Origin of the sequence: Pantoea sp. EABMAA-21 (genome assembly GCF_030053335.1) — a bacterium.
GTDB classification, from domain to species: Bacteria; Pseudomonadota; Gammaproteobacteria; order Enterobacterales; family Enterobacteriaceae; genus Pantoea; species Pantoea communis.
In genome coordinates this window covers 31,327-47,687 of record NZ_JASGBX010000021.1, presented here as the reverse complement: position 1 = coordinate 47,687, position 16,361 = coordinate 31,327, and the positions used below count along the sequence as shown (strand labels likewise).

16 protein-coding genes are annotated in these 16,361 nt (G+C 53.0%); 13 read left to right on the top strand and 3 right to left on the bottom strand.

The window, feature by feature from the left end:
- Positions 1–145 precede the first annotated feature (145 nt).
- The 5 genes from QMZ65_RS22650 to QMZ65_RS22630 all read left to right on the top strand — a co-directional run bounded on the left by QMZ65_RS22650 (position 146) and on the right by QMZ65_RS22630 (position 5,226).
- Positions 146–433, top strand: coding sequence for a damage-inducible protein J (locus QMZ65_RS22650; protein WP_097119765.1), 288 nt, complete (start codon positions 146–148; stop codon positions 431–433).
- A gap of 223 nt (positions 434–656) precedes the next feature.
- Complete coding sequence (locus QMZ65_RS22645) at positions 657–1,886, top strand: MFS transporter (RefSeq protein ID WP_097119764.1); 1,230 nt, start codon at positions 657–659, stop codon at positions 1,884–1,886.
- Between the two features lie 26 nt (positions 1,887–1,912).
- Positions 1,913–2,974 (top strand): sugar phosphate isomerase/epimerase family protein, encoded by a 1,062-nt coding sequence (locus QMZ65_RS22640; RefSeq protein ID WP_283216737.1) that lies wholly within the window; start codon positions 1,913–1,915, stop codon positions 2,972–2,974.
- Positions 2,975–4,126: a Gfo/Idh/MocA family protein gene (locus tag QMZ65_RS22635; protein ID WP_283216736.1), complete on the top strand. Its 1,152-nt coding sequence runs from the start codon at positions 2,975–2,977 to the stop codon at positions 4,124–4,126.
- A 119-nt stretch (positions 4,127–4,245) separates the two neighbouring features.
- Positions 4,246–5,226: a LacI family DNA-binding transcriptional regulator gene (locus QMZ65_RS22630; protein WP_200575227.1), complete on the top strand. Its 981-nt coding sequence runs from the start codon at positions 4,246–4,248 to the stop codon at positions 5,224–5,226.
- 4 nt (positions 5,227–5,230) lie between these two features.
- Here the strand turns inward: QMZ65_RS22630 and QMZ65_RS22625 are convergent, their stop codons facing one another.
- From QMZ65_RS22625 to QMZ65_RS22615, 3 genes are all read right to left on the bottom strand, one after another.
- Positions 5,231–6,040: a sugar phosphate isomerase/epimerase family protein gene (locus QMZ65_RS22625; protein WP_283216735.1), complete on the bottom strand. Its 810-nt coding sequence runs from the start codon at positions 6,038–6,040 to the stop codon at positions 5,231–5,233.
- A gap of 349 nt (positions 6,041–6,389) precedes the next feature.
- Positions 6,390–6,677 carry a DUF1330 domain-containing protein gene (locus QMZ65_RS22620; RefSeq protein WP_034827637.1) on the bottom strand — a complete coding sequence of 96 codons (288 nt, stop codon included), beginning with the start codon at positions 6,675–6,677 and terminating at the stop codon, positions 6,390–6,392.
- On the bottom strand, positions 6,677–7,357 hold the full coding sequence (locus QMZ65_RS22615; RefSeq protein WP_097119759.1) for a GntR family transcriptional regulator: 681 nt from the start codon (positions 7,355–7,357) through the stop codon (positions 6,677–6,679). Before QMZ65_RS22615 ends, QMZ65_RS22620 begins: the two co-directional genes overlap by 1 nt.
- Positions 7,358–7,875: 518 nt before the next feature.
- Between QMZ65_RS22615 and QMZ65_RS22610 the strand changes: the two genes are divergently transcribed.
- The 8 genes from QMZ65_RS22610 (at position 7,876) to QMZ65_RS22575 (ending at position 16,324) form a co-directional block, all read left to right on the top strand.
- Positions 7,876–8,478: an amino acid synthesis family protein gene (locus QMZ65_RS22610; RefSeq protein WP_034827626.1), complete on the top strand. Its 603-nt coding sequence runs from the start codon at positions 7,876–7,878 to the stop codon at positions 8,476–8,478.
- Positions 8,450–9,277 carry an alpha/beta fold hydrolase gene (locus tag QMZ65_RS22605; RefSeq protein ID WP_211729747.1) on the top strand — a complete coding sequence of 276 codons (828 nt, stop codon included), beginning with the start codon at positions 8,450–8,452 and terminating at the stop codon, positions 9,275–9,277. Before QMZ65_RS22610 ends, QMZ65_RS22605 begins: the two co-directional genes overlap by 29 nt.
- Before the next feature lie 3 nt (positions 9,278–9,280).
- On the top strand, positions 9,281–10,222 hold the full coding sequence (locus QMZ65_RS22600) for a flavin reductase family protein (RefSeq protein ID WP_283216734.1): 942 nt from the start codon (positions 9,281–9,283) through the stop codon (positions 10,220–10,222).
- Complete coding sequence (locus tag QMZ65_RS22595) at positions 10,219–11,256, top strand: LLM class flavin-dependent oxidoreductase (protein ID WP_097119756.1); 1,038 nt, start codon at positions 10,219–10,221, stop codon at positions 11,254–11,256. The genes QMZ65_RS22600 and QMZ65_RS22595 overlap by 4 nt, the downstream gene beginning before the upstream one ends.
- Before the next feature lie 11 nt (positions 11,257–11,267).
- A complete protein-coding gene (locus QMZ65_RS22590; RefSeq protein ID WP_283216733.1) occupies positions 11,268–12,734 on the top strand; it encodes an aldehyde dehydrogenase in 1,467 nt (488 codons plus the stop codon).
- 273 nt (positions 12,735–13,007) lie between these two features.
- On the top strand, positions 13,008–14,408 hold the full coding sequence (locus tag QMZ65_RS22585; protein ID WP_283216732.1) for a purine-cytosine permease family protein: 1,401 nt from the start codon (positions 13,008–13,010) through the stop codon (positions 14,406–14,408).
- Positions 14,409–15,232: 824 nt separating this feature from the next.
- Entirely contained in the window at positions 15,233–15,973 is a 741-nt protein-coding gene (locus QMZ65_RS22580) for a YoaK family protein (RefSeq protein WP_283216731.1), read from the top strand.
- Between the two features lie 93 nt (positions 15,974–16,066).
- A complete protein-coding gene (locus tag QMZ65_RS22575; RefSeq protein WP_283216730.1) occupies positions 16,067–16,324 on the top strand; it encodes a hypothetical protein in 258 nt (85 codons plus the stop codon).
- The last annotated feature ends 37 nt before the right edge of the window (positions 16,325–16,361 follow it).

The window sequence follows — 16,361 nt, the reverse complement described above, 5'->3', positions numbered from 1 at the left end:
GCTTAGGGAAAATAGGCTAAGCCTTAAATCCAGCCCGGCCAACATGTCGTTTTCACACTGTGTTAAGCAATAGAATGACAGGATGACATTCACAAAATAGCTCCCCCATAATGACAGTACAAACGACACTACGCATGAGATCAGAATGAGCAGCACCAAACATTTTCGAATTGATGATGAAACCAAAAGATTGGCTATGCAGGCTGCTGAACGGGTCAATCTCAGCCTGACTGAGCTTATGCGTCAAAGAGCTGTTGAGTTAGCTGATGAAGAACGTCGTCATCAAAATCATGAGCACGATATCTTGCTTGAACAGCAAATCACCCAAGCTTTTGAGCGACATGATTCCGACCATGGGGAGTATATCAGCCATGAGGAGGTCACTTCTCACATGGATAAATTGAGAGAGCGTGCACAGCATGGGAAATTGTGAGCGTTGAAATTGTCTGGGATAGTTCGGCGGCTGTTAACGCTCACAAGGACTCATCGTTAGGCGGCTCAATCCTTGTATGGTCTATTCGTCCCCATTCATCAGCCATTAATCCTCCGTTTCCACCTAAGTAAAAATTTGTGATCAGCCACGATGATTTCCTTTTTGTAATCGATTACTTTTATTTTCTCGCATTTTGTAATCGATTACTTTTTGGGGGTTGGATATGGTTGCTGCAACACAAGGCACCGCGCAAGACCAGGCAATGCAGCGCATGCTGGTCCCACGGCTGTCGCTGATGATGTTTCTTCAGTTCTTTATCTGGGGCAGTTGGTCGGTCACGCTGGGATTGGTGATGACGCAGCACAACATGTCCTTGCTGATTGGCGATGCTTTCTCGGCGGGCCCGATTGCTTCCATTCTTTCGCCGTTTGTTCTCGGCATGCTGGTGGACCGATTTTTCCCTTCACAAAAAGTCCTGGCGGTGATGCATCTGGCCGGTGCAGTGATTTTGTGGTTTGTGCCTCAGGCGATGATTGCCGAGAACGGCGCGCTGCTGATCGGCTTACTGTTCGGTTACACGCTGTGCTACATGCCCACGCTGGCACTGACCAATAATATTGCCTTCCACAGTCTCGCCAGCAGCGAGAAGAGTTTCCCGGTAGTGCGCGTGTTCGGCACCATTGGCTGGATTGTCGCTGGCCTGTTCATCGGGTTCACGGGAATCGCCTCCAGTGTCAGCGTCTTCACGGTGGCGGCGATTTGTTCCGTGGTGCTGGCGCTCTATAGCCTCACGCTGCCGCATACGCCCGCACCCGCTAAAGGTATGCCATTCAGACCGCGCGATCTGTTCTGTGCTGATGCGTTTGCCCTGCTGAAAATCAGTCACTTCTTCATTTTTTCGCTCTGCGCCACGCTGATTTCCATTCCGCTGGGCACTTACTACGCCTACACCGCTTCCTGGCTGGCCGACGCCGGTGTTGAAAACGTCAGCTCACTGATGTCCCTCGGCCAGATGTCTGAAATCTTCTTCATGCTGGTGATTCCGCTGCTGTTTCGCCGACTGGGCGTGAAATACATGCTGCTGGTCGGCATGTGCGCCTGGTTTGTGCGTTATGCGCTGTTTGCCATGGGCATGGGCGAGGAGGGACGCGCGCTGATTTGGCTGGGGATTCTGCTGCACGGCGTCTGTTACGACTTCTTCTTTGTCGTCGGCTTCATCTACACCGACCGCATTGCGGGAGACAAAGTCAAAGGACAAGCGCAGAGCATGATTGTGATGTTCACCTACGGTATCGGCATGCTGCTGGGATCACAGATTTCAGGTGCGCTGTATAACCATCTGGTCGCGGGTCAGGTATCGGCCGCCAGTTGGGGCATATTCTGGTGGATCCCGGCGATCGCGGCTGCCGTGATTGCCCTGTTGTTTATGTTCACATTTAAGTATCGCGATTGAGTTTTTGTTGTTACTGGAGGTGTTTTTTGAAAACGTTAAAAGGTCCGGGCATTTTCCTTTCACAGTTTATCGGCGCTGATGCCCCGTACAATTCACTGGAAGGATTGGCGAAATGGGCATCCGCTTTGGGATTTCAGGCATTGCAGATCCCGTGCAATCACCCGGCGATATTTAATCTGCAACGCGCAGCCACCAGCCAGACTTACTGCGATGAAGTGCTGGGATTGCTGAAGCAGTATGGCCTCAGCATCAGCGAGTTATCGACGCATCTGGAAGGGCAGTTGGTTGCCGTGCATCCTGCGCATGACGCTGCCTTTGATAATTTTGCACCGGCACACCTGCGCGGCAAGCGGGAAGCGCGCACGGCCTGGGCGATCGAGCAGGTCAAACATGCCGCAGTCGCCTCCAGTAAACTTGGACTGACTGCCCATGCCACTTTCTCTGGCTCGCTCGCCTGGCCCTATGTTTACCCGTGGCCGCCGCACAACCCGCAGTTGCTGGATGAGGCCTTTAAGGAACTCGCCCGTCGCTGGCAGCCAGTGCTGGATGTGTATGATCAGCATGGCGTGGATGTGTGTTACGAATTACACCCAGGCGAGGACCTGCACGATGGCGCCACCTTTGAGCGTTTCCTTGAACAGGTGAACCACCATCCTCGTTGCAATATCCTGTTTGATCCCAGCCATCTGCATCTTCAGCACATTGATTACCTGCAGTTCATCGATATCTATCATTCGCGTATCAAAGCCTTCCACGTCAAAGATGCGGAGTATCAGCGCAACGGTCGTAGCGGGGTGTATGGCGGCTATCAAAACTGGATCGATCGCGCCGGGCGTTTCCGTTCGCCAGGCGACGGGCAGATTGATTTCAAAAGCATCTTCAGCAAACTGGTGCAGTACGATTTCAACGGCTGGGCGGTACTGGAGTGGGAATGCTGCCTAAAAGATGCGGAAACCGGTGCACGGGAAGGGGCTGAATTCATTCAACGTCACATCATTCCGGTCGCCAGCCGTGCCTTTGATGATTTTGCCGCGCAGGATGACAGCGGCAGTATCCGTGCACAGCTCGGACTTAATGAGGAGTCGTAAATGATTAATGTCGGGATTATCGGCAGCGGATTTATCGGCCCCGCGCACATTGAGGCACTACGTCGCCTCGGCAACATCAATGTCGTGGCTCTGTGCGACTCCACGCTCGAGAAAGCACAAGCCCAGGCGGCGCAATTGCACGTGCCGCACGCCTATGGTGACATTGTCACCTTTTTACAGCATCCAGAGCTGCATGCTGTGCACAATTGCACGCCCAATCACCTTCATGCTGCCATCAATAAGCAGGTTTTACTCGCCGGTAAGCACCTGTTCTCGGAAAAACCACTTTGCATGACGATGGGCGAAGCGCGTGAATTAGTGGCACTGGCAGAACAGGCAGGCGTGGTCAACGGGGTCAGCTTCGTGTACCGACAGTTTGCCATGGTCCAGCAAGCCGCGAGCATGGTGCGCAGTGGTGAAACGGGCCGCACTTTTGCCGTTCAGGGCAGCTACTTACAAGACTGGATGCTGGAAGAGACGGATTACAACTGGCGTGTGGAGGCCGACAAGGGCGGTGCATCGCGTGCAGTAGCGGATATCGGTTCTCACTGGTGCGACACCATACAGTTTGTTACAGGCCGCAAGATAGTGGCGGTGATGGCCGACCTCGCCATCGTCTGGCCCACACGCAAAGCCAATCTGGCGGGTCAGGCCACCTTCAACGCGCAGACACAGCAGGCTCAGTATCAGGATTGTCCGGTGAATACGGAAGATCTGGGCTTTGTGCTGCTGCGCTTCGATGATGGCAGTAAAGGCTGTCTGAGCGTGTCACAGGTGGCGGCGGGGCGCAAAAATCGCCTTTATCTGGAGGTGAGTGGCAGTCAGGCCTCGCTGGCGTGGGATCAGGAAGTGCCACAACAGTTGTGGGTCGGTCATCGTCATCAGGCCAATCAAACCCTGACGGACGATGCGTCGTTGATGAACCGCGATGTTGCCGCCCGTGCCCGTTTTCCTGGCGGGCACATCGAAGGCTGGCCCGATGCATTTCGCGCCATGATGCAGCAGTTTTATCAGGCGGTGGAGAAGGGTGAAATGCCGGCGCAAGACGAACGGCATTTTGCCGACTTCAGCGATGGGGCGCAGGTGATGGCCATCGTTGAGGCGATCGTTAAAAGCCATCGCGATCAACGCTGGGTCGACGTCAGCATTTGATACACAGGCGCGTTCCGGCGCGCCTGATCTTCCGCATAAGCCACCCCGCCTAACTTATTGTCACGCGTCGATTTATGGTAGCCTGCAATTCAGAAACTGACGCAGGAAGTTGAGTCATCATGTCCATTCAGAAAATCGCGAAGCTGGCCGGTGTTTCCGTGGCCACGGTGTCACGCGTGCTTAATAACAGTGACACCGTAAAGGATAAGAACCGGGATAAGGTGCTGGAAGCCATTAAAGCCAGCAACTACCAGCCAAATCTGTTAGCCCGTCAGCTGCGCACGGCGCGGAGCTCCATGGTGCTGGTGCTGGTTTCTGATATCTCCAACCCGTTTTGCGCTGAAATTGTGAAAGGTATCGAAGAGCAGGCCGAGCAGAATGGCTACCGCATTCTGTTGTGTAACTCCGGATCGGACATCAATCGCTCCCGCTCAAGCCTGCAACTGCTGGCAGGCAAAATGGTCGATGGGGTGATCACCATGGATGCTTTCACCACCCTGACTGAACTAACACAGCTGATCGGCAACATGCCCTGGGTGCAGTGTGCCGAATACGCCGATGCCGGCGATATCTCCTGTGTGGGTATTGATGATGTTCATGCTTCGCGCCAGCTGGTGGCGCATCTGGTGGCCAGCGGACGCAAACGCATTGCCCTGATCAATCATGATTTGAGCTATAAGTACGCCCAACTGCGTCAGCAGGGCTATCAGCAGGAGCTGGAACAGCGCGGTCTGTCCTGGCAGGCGGTGAGTTACGCCAGTGATCTAAGCTACAACGCTGGCAAGCGCGCGATGGAAGCGTTACTCAACGCGGATACGCAGCCTGATGCGGTATTTGCCGTCTCCGACACGCTGGCGGCCGGGGCGATGGCCGCTATCCAGGCCGCGGGACATCAGGTGCCACAAGATATCGCCGTTGCAGGCTTTGACGGGTCGGAACTGGCTGAAATGATCTCTCCGCCTCTGACCACCATCGCGCAGCCATCACGCGATATCGGGCGGACCGCGTTCAGCCTACTGCTGCAGAAGATTGACGACCCGCAATCGCCAACTGAGCGCGTCATGATGGACTGGCGCCTGATCGTGCGCGCCAGTGCTTGATCGCTTAATGCGGCAGTTTTTCCAGCGCCGCACGCAGATTCTGATGTGAAGTGGTGATGATGCTCCAGGCATCCTTCGGCTTGTCGTGCTCAATGATAAACCACTTCACGCCGCTGGCTTTGGCGGCAGGCAGAATGGTTTTCCAGTCCAGCAAGCCTTCGCCCAGCGGCGCAAAATTCATCTCATCGTCGCGGATACCAATCGACGCATTATCCTTGGCGTGGATCGCATAGATCCGTCCCGGATACTCTTTCAAAAGGCGCGCCGGATCCTGACCGCCGCGTGAAACCCACGCCGCGTCCATCTCCAGTTTCAGATTTTCTGCCCGTGAGTGATTGAAGATGATCTCAAGCGCGGTCACGCCATCGTACTTTTTCATCTCGAAATTATGATTGTGGTAAGCGAGCTGCATGCCGTCTTTACGCAGTTTCGCGCCGAGTTTATCCAGGCGTTGTGCATAGTCTATCCATGCTTTGGTGCTGTCCGGGCGATCTTCCGGTTTGATCCACGGAACCACGATGGTGTGATTACCCACCGCTTTATTGAACGCCACGGTCTGCGTGTAGTCGCTCTCCAGTGCCGTTAATTGCACGTGGGATGAGGTTACGGTCAGGTGATTTTTATCCAGCAAGGATTTCAGCTCTTTGGCTGCCAGACCCTGCGTGCCTACCAGCTCAACGTGCTCGAAGCCCGCTTTATGGGCCATGGCGAACTGTTCTGCCGGGGTGCCGACATTACGTAAGGTGTACATCTGCAGTCCAATTTCATCTTCAACACCTGCTGCTGACGCCTGCGAGGGCACAGCACTCAACATGGATAATATCCCAGCCAAAACCATCAATTTTTTCAACTTAATTCAGCTCCTTATCAGAAGTAATCGATTACAAATTAACTTAAAGTAATCGATTACAAAATTATGCGTGCCGATTTTGTGATCTGTGTTCAGATTATGGGGTGATTGGCAATCTGGAGAGTTAAAGCGATTTTGGGCTGTAAAAGGTGAGGGTGCGCGCAAGGATAATGGCCTGAATCAGGCCACCCACCTAAATGCAGCCATCCAATTCTTTCACAAGGATGGTGAGCAAGTAGTCGAGATACCCTCATATCCGTCCTCTATGCTTCTCATCATTGCTGCTACTTGAGTAATATTGCTACCCAAAAACCTACGCCAGCCCATCCACAATGGTAATCATGGCCGTTGCCACGTTCTCACGCTGCTTTTTGGCTAACTGATACTCGTCAGAATGATAGCAGTCCAGCGCCGTTTGATAATCGGGGAATTCAATGATCACATGTTTCTTGAATTCATCGCCCTCAAGTGAGGTGGCATTTTCACCGCGAGCGATAAATTTCGCCTGATATTTTTTAAACGCAAGCGGTGCCAGCTCAATATAATTCTGGTACTGCTGTGCATCCTCAATATTGACGTGGGCGATCCAATAAGCAGACATTATTTTTCCTCGGCAGTCAGAATAGATTTAGCCAGCGTGGCCGCTTCTGAAAGATGCTGTTTGACGGCCTCTTTCGCGTGTTCGGCATTGTTCTCTTCAATCGCTTCATAAATTCGCGACATACGTTCAAAACCCGCCACCTGGCGCTCCGGACTGCGCAGGGTCAGTGCGCGCAGTCGACTGATACGGCTATTAAGACGCTGGACGATTTCCCACGCAATATGATGTTTTGCAATGGAAAAGAGTGCTTCATAAAAGGCCTGAGACGCTTCAACGCGTTCAATATCATCATGATCGTGCGAGGCTTTAGCAATGCGCAGGAGTTTCTTGTGCAGATTCTTTTTATCACTGCTGGTGGCTAATTTTGCGCAATCCTTCGCCGCTTCGGATTCCAGCAGGATACGAATATCGTAAATCTGCTCGGCCACTTCCCAGGTTAATATCGCCACAATCGGGCCTTTTTTCGGCAGGTTTTCAATTAAACCTTCCGCTTCCAGATAGCGAATCACTTCGCGCACCACGGTACGGCTTACACCTAATTCATCACACAGTGAGCGCTCAACCAAACGGTCGCCAGCTTTAAAGTATCCCGAGATAATGGCCTGACGAACTTTAGCCAACGCCAGTTCACGTAACGTCACCGGCGTATTTTCAATTTTTAGGGAATGACTCGCATCCATAATCGTCTCTTCGTTGAAATTTAAAAATTCAGCCTGAAGTCAATGTCTTGTCCTGCAAGCGTTTTAACTATTAGCACTGTTTCCGTTCTGAAAGCAACGCCGCCTTTACTCTCTTTGCTACCACCGCCTATCGACTTCTCACCGGCCCGCCCGTTGAAATCAGCGTTAGCTCACAGTTTCATCATGCGGTCTGAGCACGAAATAAAAATATCCTTGAGGAATAATCAAAATCTCGTGAATTCATGCCGTTATGAAACGACTGCCCGGATAATTCGTGTGATTTTTATGACCTCAATCACACTCATCTCGCTGCTCAAACCGCCGGTGACACATTGCCTTTTTGATCCTCATCCCCCCAGTCATGGCGGGGTTTTGCATCGCTTAAGCATAGCAAAACCGCCGGAAAATTTAATACCGTATGATGGTATACCAACTTTTGACATGCCAGAAATCTCAGTGTTATATCACTTCCCGACACACCAGATTAACAAACCGTTAACTTGAATGAGGTTCTGACCATGCATCCAGATATACGCAAGACGTTCGTTACCACCGAGACCATTTACTCCGACGGCGGCAAAGCGGCGACGACACCGCTGGTGATGATTGCGGCGGCTGCCGTGGTGAAAAATCCGTGGGCAGGTGAGGGTTTCGTGGAAGATCTCGCCCCTAAGATTCGTGAAATGGCACCCGTATTGGGCGAGTTATTGACCGGGTTAATCGTGAAAGAAGCGGGCGGCGGCGACAAGGTTGTGGCTTATGGCAAAAGCGCCGTCGTCGGTCTGAACGGCGAACTGGAGCACGCTTCAGCGCTGATTCACACCCTGCATTTCGGCAACCATTACCGCTCAGCGGTAAAGGGTAAAACCTATCTGGCCTTTAACAACACCCGCGGTCCAGCCAATACGCCCATTCTGGTGCCGATGATGGGCACCGATGATGAAGGGACTCGCGAGCACTACCTCACCATGCAGTTCAACATCAATGATGCGCCATTCAGCGATGAGATTGTGATCGCGTTGGGCGCGGCACTGGGCGGCCGTCCGCATCATCGCATCGGCAACCGTTATCTTGACCTGAAAGAGTTAGGCCATGACCAGAAAAACCCAGCAGCTATCTGAGTTAGGTCTCCAGGTGAGTTATCTGGAGGCTGGACAAGGCACGCCGCTGGTGTTGATCCACGGCGTCGGCATGAACGCTGACGCCTGGTTCCCGCAAATGGACGTGTTGAGTCGCTATTTCCGCGTGATCGCGGTGGATATGCCGGGCCATGGCGAAAGCAGCGGTTTTCGCCATCCCGCCACCCTGAAAGATTACGTGCAGTGGCTGGCCCTGTTCCTGAAGACACAACCGGAATCCAGCTTTGCCGTGGCCGGACACTCAATGGGGGCGCTGATTACTGCAGGGATTGCCATCGATTATCCCCAGTTGGTGAATCACGCGATTGTGATGAGCGGCGTGTTCAAACGTAACGACACTGCACGCAACGCCGTGCTGCAGCGGGCACAAGAGCTGGCCAGCGGCAATGTGCGGCTCGATGCTCCGCTGGATCGCTGGTTCAGTGACGATCACCACGAACAGCCCCTGCGTAAAAAAGTGGGCGCGTGGTTGCAGCAAGTGAATCTCGACGGCTATGCCCGCGCCTATCAGGCGTTTGCGGCCGGAGATCGCTTTTATTCAGAACGCTGGAACGAAATGCAATGTCCGGTGTTGGTGATGACCGGTGAACTGGATGCCAATTCGAATCCAGACATGACGCGCCAGATGGCCCAGGCCGCGCGCCAGGGGCAGGCGGTGGTGGTCGCTAACGCTAAACACATGTTGAACCTGACGGATGCCGACCGCGTGAACGAAGAGATTTTATCGTTCCTCAATCCGGTTGCTGCCGCCGTCACGCAAAAAGAGCCTGTAAAGGAGTAACTTATGGACGCAGATAAACGCAGACAGTTACGCGACGCCTTTGGCGCCTTCATGACCGGTGTCACTGTGGTCACCACCAACGATGCGCAGGGACAGCCGATTGGTTTTACCGCCAATTCGTTTTCTTCGGTATCGCTCGATCCCGCGCTGCTGTTGGTGAGCATCGATAAGCGCTCCGCCAATTTCGACAACTTCACTCAGTGCCCGCACTTCGCTATTAACATCCTGGCGGAGCAGCAGAAAGAGACGTCGAACATCTTCGCGCAGAAGATTGCCGATCGCTTCTCATTGGTGAAGTGGCGTAAAGGAGAGTTCAACACACCGCTGCTGGATGACAGCTCCGCCTGGTTTGAATGCGCGATGCATCAGGTGGTGGATGCCGGTGACCACGCGATCCTGATCGGCAAAGTTGAGCAGTTCGATTCCTGTGGCACCCCGGGGCTGGGCTACTATCGCGGCGCGTACTTCACGCCTTATCAGAATGCCGAGTCTCTGATTGCCGGTCCTAACGTGGTGGTTAGTGCGTTGATTGAATCGGCGGGCCAGGCGCTGGTGGTGAAAAAAGAGAAGGGTTACGGCCTGCCGTCGCAAACGGTGAATAACCGCAGCGTCAGTGACACCCTGAAGCAGGTGTTCGATGGACTTAACATCGAAGCCAGCCCGGGTTTTGTCTACTCCATCTGGGAAGACCGCCAGATGAAACAGCAGCATATCGTGTTCCTCTGCGCGCAACCAACCGGCAGCACTTTGCCAGCGGTGCAGCAGGGCGAATGGGTGGATGTCCACACGCTGGCACAACTGCCGGTGCCGGACAGCGCGTTGAAATCGCTGGTCGATCGGTTTATCCGCGAAAATGCCGTCGGTAATTACGGGCTTTATTACGGCGATGAAGTTGAGGGCTCAGTGCGCCACTTCTTTACTCCGTCTCATCAGGAGGTGGTATGAAACTTTCCCTGTTCCTGCATATGGAGCGCGTGTCAGCGGATGACGCGCAGGACCAGCTGTACGATGAAATGATGGAACTGTGTGAAATCGCGGATAAAGGCGGTTTGCACGCTATCTGGACCGGCGAACACCATGGTATGAACTTCACCATTGCGCCGAACCCATTTATCAATCTGGTGGATATCGCCAGCCGCACGCAAAACGTGCGTCTGGGCACTGGCACCATCATTGCGCCATTCACCCATCCGATCCGCCTGGCGGGCGAAGCGGCAATGACGGACTTGATCACCAAAGGGCGTCTGGACCTCGGGATTGCACGCGGTGCGTACTCCTATGAATACGAGCGTCTGATGCCGGGAATGGATGCCTGGGAAGCGGGCCAGCGCATGCGTGAACTTGTTCCGGCAGTGAAAGCGTTGTGGAAAGGGGATTACGAACACAAGGGTGAGTTCTGGAATTTCCCGTCTACGACGTCATCGCCACAGCCTAAACAGCAGCCGCATCCGCCGATCTGGGTCGCCGCCCGCGATCCGAACAGTCATGAGTTTGCGGTGAAGAACGGTTGCAACGTGCAGTGTACGCCGTTGCATCAGGGGGAAGAGGAGATCACGCGCCTGATCACCACCTTTAAAGATGCCTGCCGTGAATACGCACCCGATCAGCCGCTGAAAATCATGCTGCTGCAGCATGGATTCATCGCGGAGGATGAGGCAGATGCGCAGCAAGCCGCTGTTGAGCTCAATCGTTTTTATAACTACTTCGGCGCCTGGTTTAAGAACGAGCGCCCGGTGGAGCAAGGCCTGATTAAGCCGCTGACGGAAGAAGAGATCGCGGCGAACACCTATTACAGCGTGGAAGGCATGCGGAAAAACCTGGCGATCGGTAATCCTGACCAGGTGATCGCGCGCCTGAAAAACTATGAGGCGATGGGCTACGATGAGTACGCCTTGTGGCTGGACAGCGGTATGACCTTCGGGCGCAAAAAAGCTTCGCTGGAACGCTTTATTCAAAACGTTGCACCTGCATTTCACTAAGCGGAGACGTCATGGAATCCTTCAAACTCTACATCGATGGCAAATTTGACGCGGGTGCCGCGACGTTCACCTCGCTGAACCCGGCCACCGCAGAGCCGTGGGCCAGCATTGCCGAAGCGCGCGGCGAGCAAACCGATCGCGCAGTTCAGGCTGCGGCACGTGCTTTTGAATCTGACGCGTGGCGTGGATTAACCGCCGGTGCGCGCGGCAAATTGCTGTTGAAGCTGGCGGATTTGATTGAACGCGACGCGCCAAAACTGGCACGTCTGGAAACGCTCGATACCGGCAAAATTATCCGTGAAACCCAGGCGCAGATAGCCTACGTGGCGGAATACTATCGCTTCTATGCCGGACTGGCCGACAAGATGGACGGCGCCACGCTCAGCATCGACAAAGCCGATATGGAAACCTGGATCAAACGCGAACCGGTGGGGGTGGTTGCGGCCATTATTCCCTGGAACAGTCAGCTGTTTCTCTCCGCGGTGAAAATCGGGCCTGCCATCGCGGCCGGCTGTACGGTGGTGGTGAAAGCGGCAGAAGTTGCCCCGACGCCACTGCTGGCTTTTGCAGAGTTGGTGCATGAGGCTGGTTTTCCGGCTGGCGTGATCAACGTGATCACCGGATTTGCTGAAGGATGTGGCACGGTGCTGACACAGCATCCGCTGGTTGATCACATTGCCTTTACTGGTGGCGCAGATACGGCACGTCACATCATTCGCAACAGCGCGGAAAACCTGGCGAGTACCTCCCTGGAATTAGGCGGGAAATCCCCGTTTATCGTGTTTGCCGATGCCGATTTAGACAGTGCAGCCAATGCGCAGGTGGCGGCCATCTTCTCTGCCTCAGGACAGAGCTGTGTGGCGGGATCGCGTCTGTTGCTGGATGAGCAGATAAAAGATGCCTTTATTGAAAAGCTCACCAGCAAAGTGCGCGGGATTGTGATTGGCTGCCCGCAACAGCAGGAGACGCAGTTTGGTCCACTTTGTACCGAGCGGCAGAAAAGCAATAACGAGCAGGTAGTGAGTCGCAGCATCGAGCAGGGCGCGCGTCTGGTGATCGGCAATCAGCCGGTTGATCGCCCTGGTTTCTATTATCCGCCCACCATTCTCGATTGCAGCGCCGTACCGAATGCAGAAAGCGTGGTGCAGGAGTTGTTTGGTCCGGTGTTGTCGGTGCTGACGTTTAAAGATGAAGCCGACGCGATTCGTTTAGCCAACGGCACAGAGTATGGTCTGGCGGCAGGCGTATTCACCCAGAACCTGACTCGCGCCCATCGCGTCACGCGTAAGTTGCGCAGCGGCGTGGTCTGGCTAAATACTTATCGCGTGGTTTCACCGCTGGCGCCATTTGGCGGCTACGGTAAGTCTGGCTTTGGTCGAGAAGGCGGCATTGACGCGGCGTTGGAATACACCACCACGAAAACAATCTGGCTGCGCACCAGCGATGAGCCGATTAGCGATCCCTTTATTATGCGCTGAGGGGTTAAGGTGCGCTGACATGCGCACCTTGCGGGAATCTGGTTTGCATATATCAATGCGCGCTCTGCCAGAAATAAAGTTGGAATTTTCAGCGTCGTTATTTATGACGACCGTCACAGGTACAGTTGTTAAGCATTAAATAGCACCGGGAGTCTTACCGCCAATTCTTTAATAAGAAGACGAAAAACCATTCGTCGGGATGGCTGTGGCTTTTTTTCGCGAGGAAGGTTTTACCCACATTAAAAAACAATCCCATTTTGAGAATTGGAGGGTATGGTGAATACACAACCACGTCAGAGTCAAATTATAGAAAATAAGTCAGTGGATTATGTCCCGGAATCGGAACGCCACGGTAAATCGCACAGTTTATTTACCTTGTGGTTCTGTACCAACATTGCACCGTTGGCGGTAGTCAGCGGTGCGATTGCCACCGAAACGTTTCATCTGAATGTTGTTTCCGCATTAACCGCGATTATTGCCGGTCATCTGTTTGGCGGGATCTTCCTTGCGTTAACTTCTGCGCAAGGGCCCAAAGTCGGCATTCCCCAAATGGTGCAGAGCCGCGCGCAATTTGGTCGCTACGGTTCGCTGCTGGTGATTAGCTTTACGACGGTGATTTATCTCGGGTTCTTTATCTCGAATATTTCGCTATCCGGTAAAGTCATCAACAACGTCTTTCCGTCGATGCCGGTAAGCAGTGCCACGGTCATTGGCGCTATTCTTGCCACCGCCATTGGTATCGTCGGTTATCATTTTATCCATCGCATCAATAAAGTTGGTGCATGGATCATGGGTGCGGCGCTGATTTTGGGCCTGGCGCTGATGGTGTCACAACCCTTACCCGCAGACTTTTGGTCTCGCGGCAGCATGAGTGCAGCAGGGTGGTTTGGCACTTTCTGCATAGGTGCGGTATGGCAAATCAGTTTCTCTCCCTATACCTCTGACTACTCGCGCTATCTGCCCGCCAATGTCGGTATTGCACGCCCGTTTATAGCCACTTACTTAGGCGCCTGCGGCGGTACCATTCTGGCCTTTATCTTCGGTATGATGGCCGTCAATATCGCACCGACAAGCGATGCGATGATGTCAGTGCGCCACGCCACTGGCTGGCTCGGCCCTATTCTGATGGTGCTGTTCCTGGTCAATATTATCTGCCACAATTCAATGAATCTGTATGGCGCGGTATTATCACTGATCACCGCTGTGCAGACGTTCCGTCCACACTGGACGCCGGGTGCCGCAGTGCGTTTAGTGGTCTCATCACTGGTATTAGTGGGAAGCGTGTTGGTCGCGCTGGCGGCATCGCAGAACTTTGTATCCTTCTTTATCAATTTGATTCTGGCGTTGATTGCGGTATTGATTCCATGGATTGTGATTAATCTACTGGATTTTTATTATGTGAATAAGCAGAAGTATGACGTTGAAGCGATATTTCGTGCAGACGGCGGACGTTATGGATTGCTCAATACCCAGGCATTGCTGGTCTATTTCGCTGGAATCTTAGTGCAAGTGCCCTTTGTTGAAAATGCATTCTTTTCCGGTCCCTATGCGAATTTAATTCCGGGCGTCGATATTTCATGGATTATTAGTTTCGTGGTGACGAGTATCGCGTATCCTTTACTGCATCGTAAAAGCGAGTCAGGTCTGGTCAGCACCCGGAAAAGTAAGGCTTGATTTAAGCGCGATGGCTCCTGATATTAATGGTTTTATTCAGGCCCTCTTTAATGAGGGCTCTGTTTAGGTTGTTTTCTGTTGAAACGATGTTGATTATTCGCCATCAAAATGCTCAATCCGTTTGCGAATCCTGTAGCGTTAATAACCCTACACACCTGGAAGTAGCGCCCACCAGCAGGTGAGGGGATCGCAATTCATTAGTTACAACAAACAATAAGTCACATTTTAAAACTGCACTGAGCTGAACCTCAGCTCACACGCCCCTCTCAACCCGGACCCGCGCCGAACCTGCACCCGGGTTGCCCCCACTGAATAGCGGCCGCTGCCCGGCCCGAAGGGCCGGTAAGTCTTTTAAGGCTTTGGGTTGAATGCTGTAACTACTTGGTTCTTCGTTGCTGTGAGTGGTGCCGCGGGTTTTATCTTTCGTCTCCGACCGTCTGACTTCAGTGCGCCTGAAAGGCCGCTGCTTAAACGGTGGTCGGACAGGTTGAGATTCTGCCTGTTGAGAATTTGCATCAGAGAAAGTATGGATGACGCTTTCAGCACAAACCGGCAGCAATATGAATATAAACCAGTCCTTCAGCTTGCTGCTCATTGCGTGCCGATTGAGATACCTCTCTTTAAGCAACATGGATTATTACCGCATTCTTAAGATTCTGTTAAGAACATCATGTTTTACTCGTAATCGCATTGGGCAAAAAGATATTGGGGTACAGACATGCTTCCGGATTGCGATTAACCCAGCACAGGAAAGAGCTGATATTTATTCGCAAAAACAAGCATAAGACAGCACTTTTATTCAAACGGCGTGAGAGGGACGAGGCATGTTAGTGAAACTGAAACGGATTCGCAGTCACAATGAGGATAGAAAGCTGGCACTGTGTCTGGCCACCTCGGCCGGGCTGCTCAACGCGGTTGCGCTGGGCGCATTTGGTCTGTTTCCTTCACATATGTCTGGAAATGTTTCCCAACTGCCTGGCGACCTCAGCGGACACGACCTGTGGCACCTGCTTATTTTTGCTGCCATGATCGCCGTCTTTATATCTGGCTCCGTAATTGCGCGAATCGGTATCGCCGCAGGCATACGCAACGGTATCCGGACAATTTTCAGCTGCCTGTTGCTGGCTGAAGGAGGCATGCTGGTCCTTACATCTCTCTTTGAGGTATATCACTACTCGCCTGCAAACAACGCCGAAATTATCCTGCTACTGGCATTTCTGATGGGGATGCATAATTCAACCTCGACGCAGTTGTCAGATGGGCGGGTGCGTGCCACGCACATTACCGGCACCCTGAAGGATGCCGGGATAGCAGCGGGTTCGCTTCTGAGTGGATGGTTGCGCCGGGAGCAACATCGATCCCTCAGCACCAGTAAACTCCAGCTCAGTACCCACCTAATCACCGCTTGTTCATTTCTGGGCGGGGGTTTGGCAGGCGTGCTGCTGTACCGGACAATGGGATACAGTGCACTGGCAGTCCCCGGGATAGTGCTGATATCCATCGCCTTGCTGTCAATAGCCTTTACCCTGTACCGTACCAGGAGGTCACGTTTCATCATGCCATAAGAGGTATAGCCTTGCATGGCAGGTTGATTTATGGCGGGATCTGTTTTTTGTGATTACGCTTTCTGCTTTAGCTATTTAAACTCCGGATAGTTTATGGCACGTGGCAAAGTTAAGAACGCGCTGAGCGTTTCTAAATTACATATTCAAACACTGGAAAGTTTTCTGCGGGAATCAGTAGTGATACTGCGCGCCCTGGAAGAACAGAAAACGGCAGCAGGGGAGGTGTTTATTCACGAAAAGCGTCTGATTGAGGCGAGGCGTGAGTACAGCCATCTGCAGGATGAACTCAGCGTTGCCCATGCTAAGCATGCCAGACTGAGACGAAATAAACTCGCTCTGCAGTCAGCCTGATCCCACTTCCTGTCAGAAATGCTTAAAAAGTTGTAGC

Bases quoted from the DNA above. Each gene is read 5' to 3' on its own strand.
- QMZ65_RS22605 (WP_211729747.1), top strand. From the start codon at position 8,450: ATGACCAGAAAAACCCAGCAGCTATCTGAGTTAGGTCTCCAGGTGAGT.
- QMZ65_RS22575 (WP_283216730.1), top strand. From the start codon at position 16,067: ATGGCACGTGGCAAAGTTAAGAACGCGCTGAGCGTTTCTAAATTACAT.
- QMZ65_RS22645 (WP_097119764.1), top strand. From the start codon at position 657: ATGGTTGCTGCAACACAAGGCACCGCGCAAGACCAGGCAATGCAGCGC.
- QMZ65_RS22615 (WP_097119759.1), bottom strand. From the start codon at position 7,357: ATGGATGCGAGTCATTCCCTAAAAATTGAAAATACGCCGGTGACGTTA.
- QMZ65_RS22580 (WP_283216731.1), top strand. From the start codon at position 15,233: ATGTTAGTGAAACTGAAACGGATTCGCAGTCACAATGAGGATAGAAAG.
- QMZ65_RS22600 (WP_283216734.1), top strand. From the start codon at position 9,281: ATGGACGCAGATAAACGCAGACAGTTACGCGACGCCTTTGGCGCCTTC.
- QMZ65_RS22625 (WP_283216735.1), bottom strand. From the start codon at position 6,040: ATGTTGAGTGCTGTGCCCTCGCAGGCGTCAGCAGCAGGTGTTGAAGAT.
- QMZ65_RS22610 (WP_034827626.1), top strand. From the start codon at position 7,876: ATGCATCCAGATATACGCAAGACGTTCGTTACCACCGAGACCATTTAC.
- QMZ65_RS22630 (WP_200575227.1), top strand. From the start codon at position 4,246: ATGTCCATTCAGAAAATCGCGAAGCTGGCCGGTGTTTCCGTGGCCACG.
- QMZ65_RS22585 (WP_283216732.1), top strand. From the start codon at position 13,008: ATGGTGAATACACAACCACGTCAGAGTCAAATTATAGAAAATAAGTCA.
- QMZ65_RS22620 (WP_034827637.1), bottom strand. From the start codon at position 6,677: ATGTCTGCTTATTGGATCGCCCACGTCAATATTGAGGATGCACAGCAG.
- QMZ65_RS22650 (WP_097119765.1), top strand. From the start codon at position 146: ATGAGCAGCACCAAACATTTTCGAATTGATGATGAAACCAAAAGATTG.
- QMZ65_RS22595 (WP_097119756.1), top strand. From the start codon at position 10,219: ATGAAACTTTCCCTGTTCCTGCATATGGAGCGCGTGTCAGCGGATGAC.
- QMZ65_RS22590 (WP_283216733.1), top strand. From the start codon at position 11,268: ATGGAATCCTTCAAACTCTACATCGATGGCAAATTTGACGCGGGTGCC.
- QMZ65_RS22635 (WP_283216736.1), top strand. From the start codon at position 2,975: ATGATTAATGTCGGGATTATCGGCAGCGGATTTATCGGCCCCGCGCAC.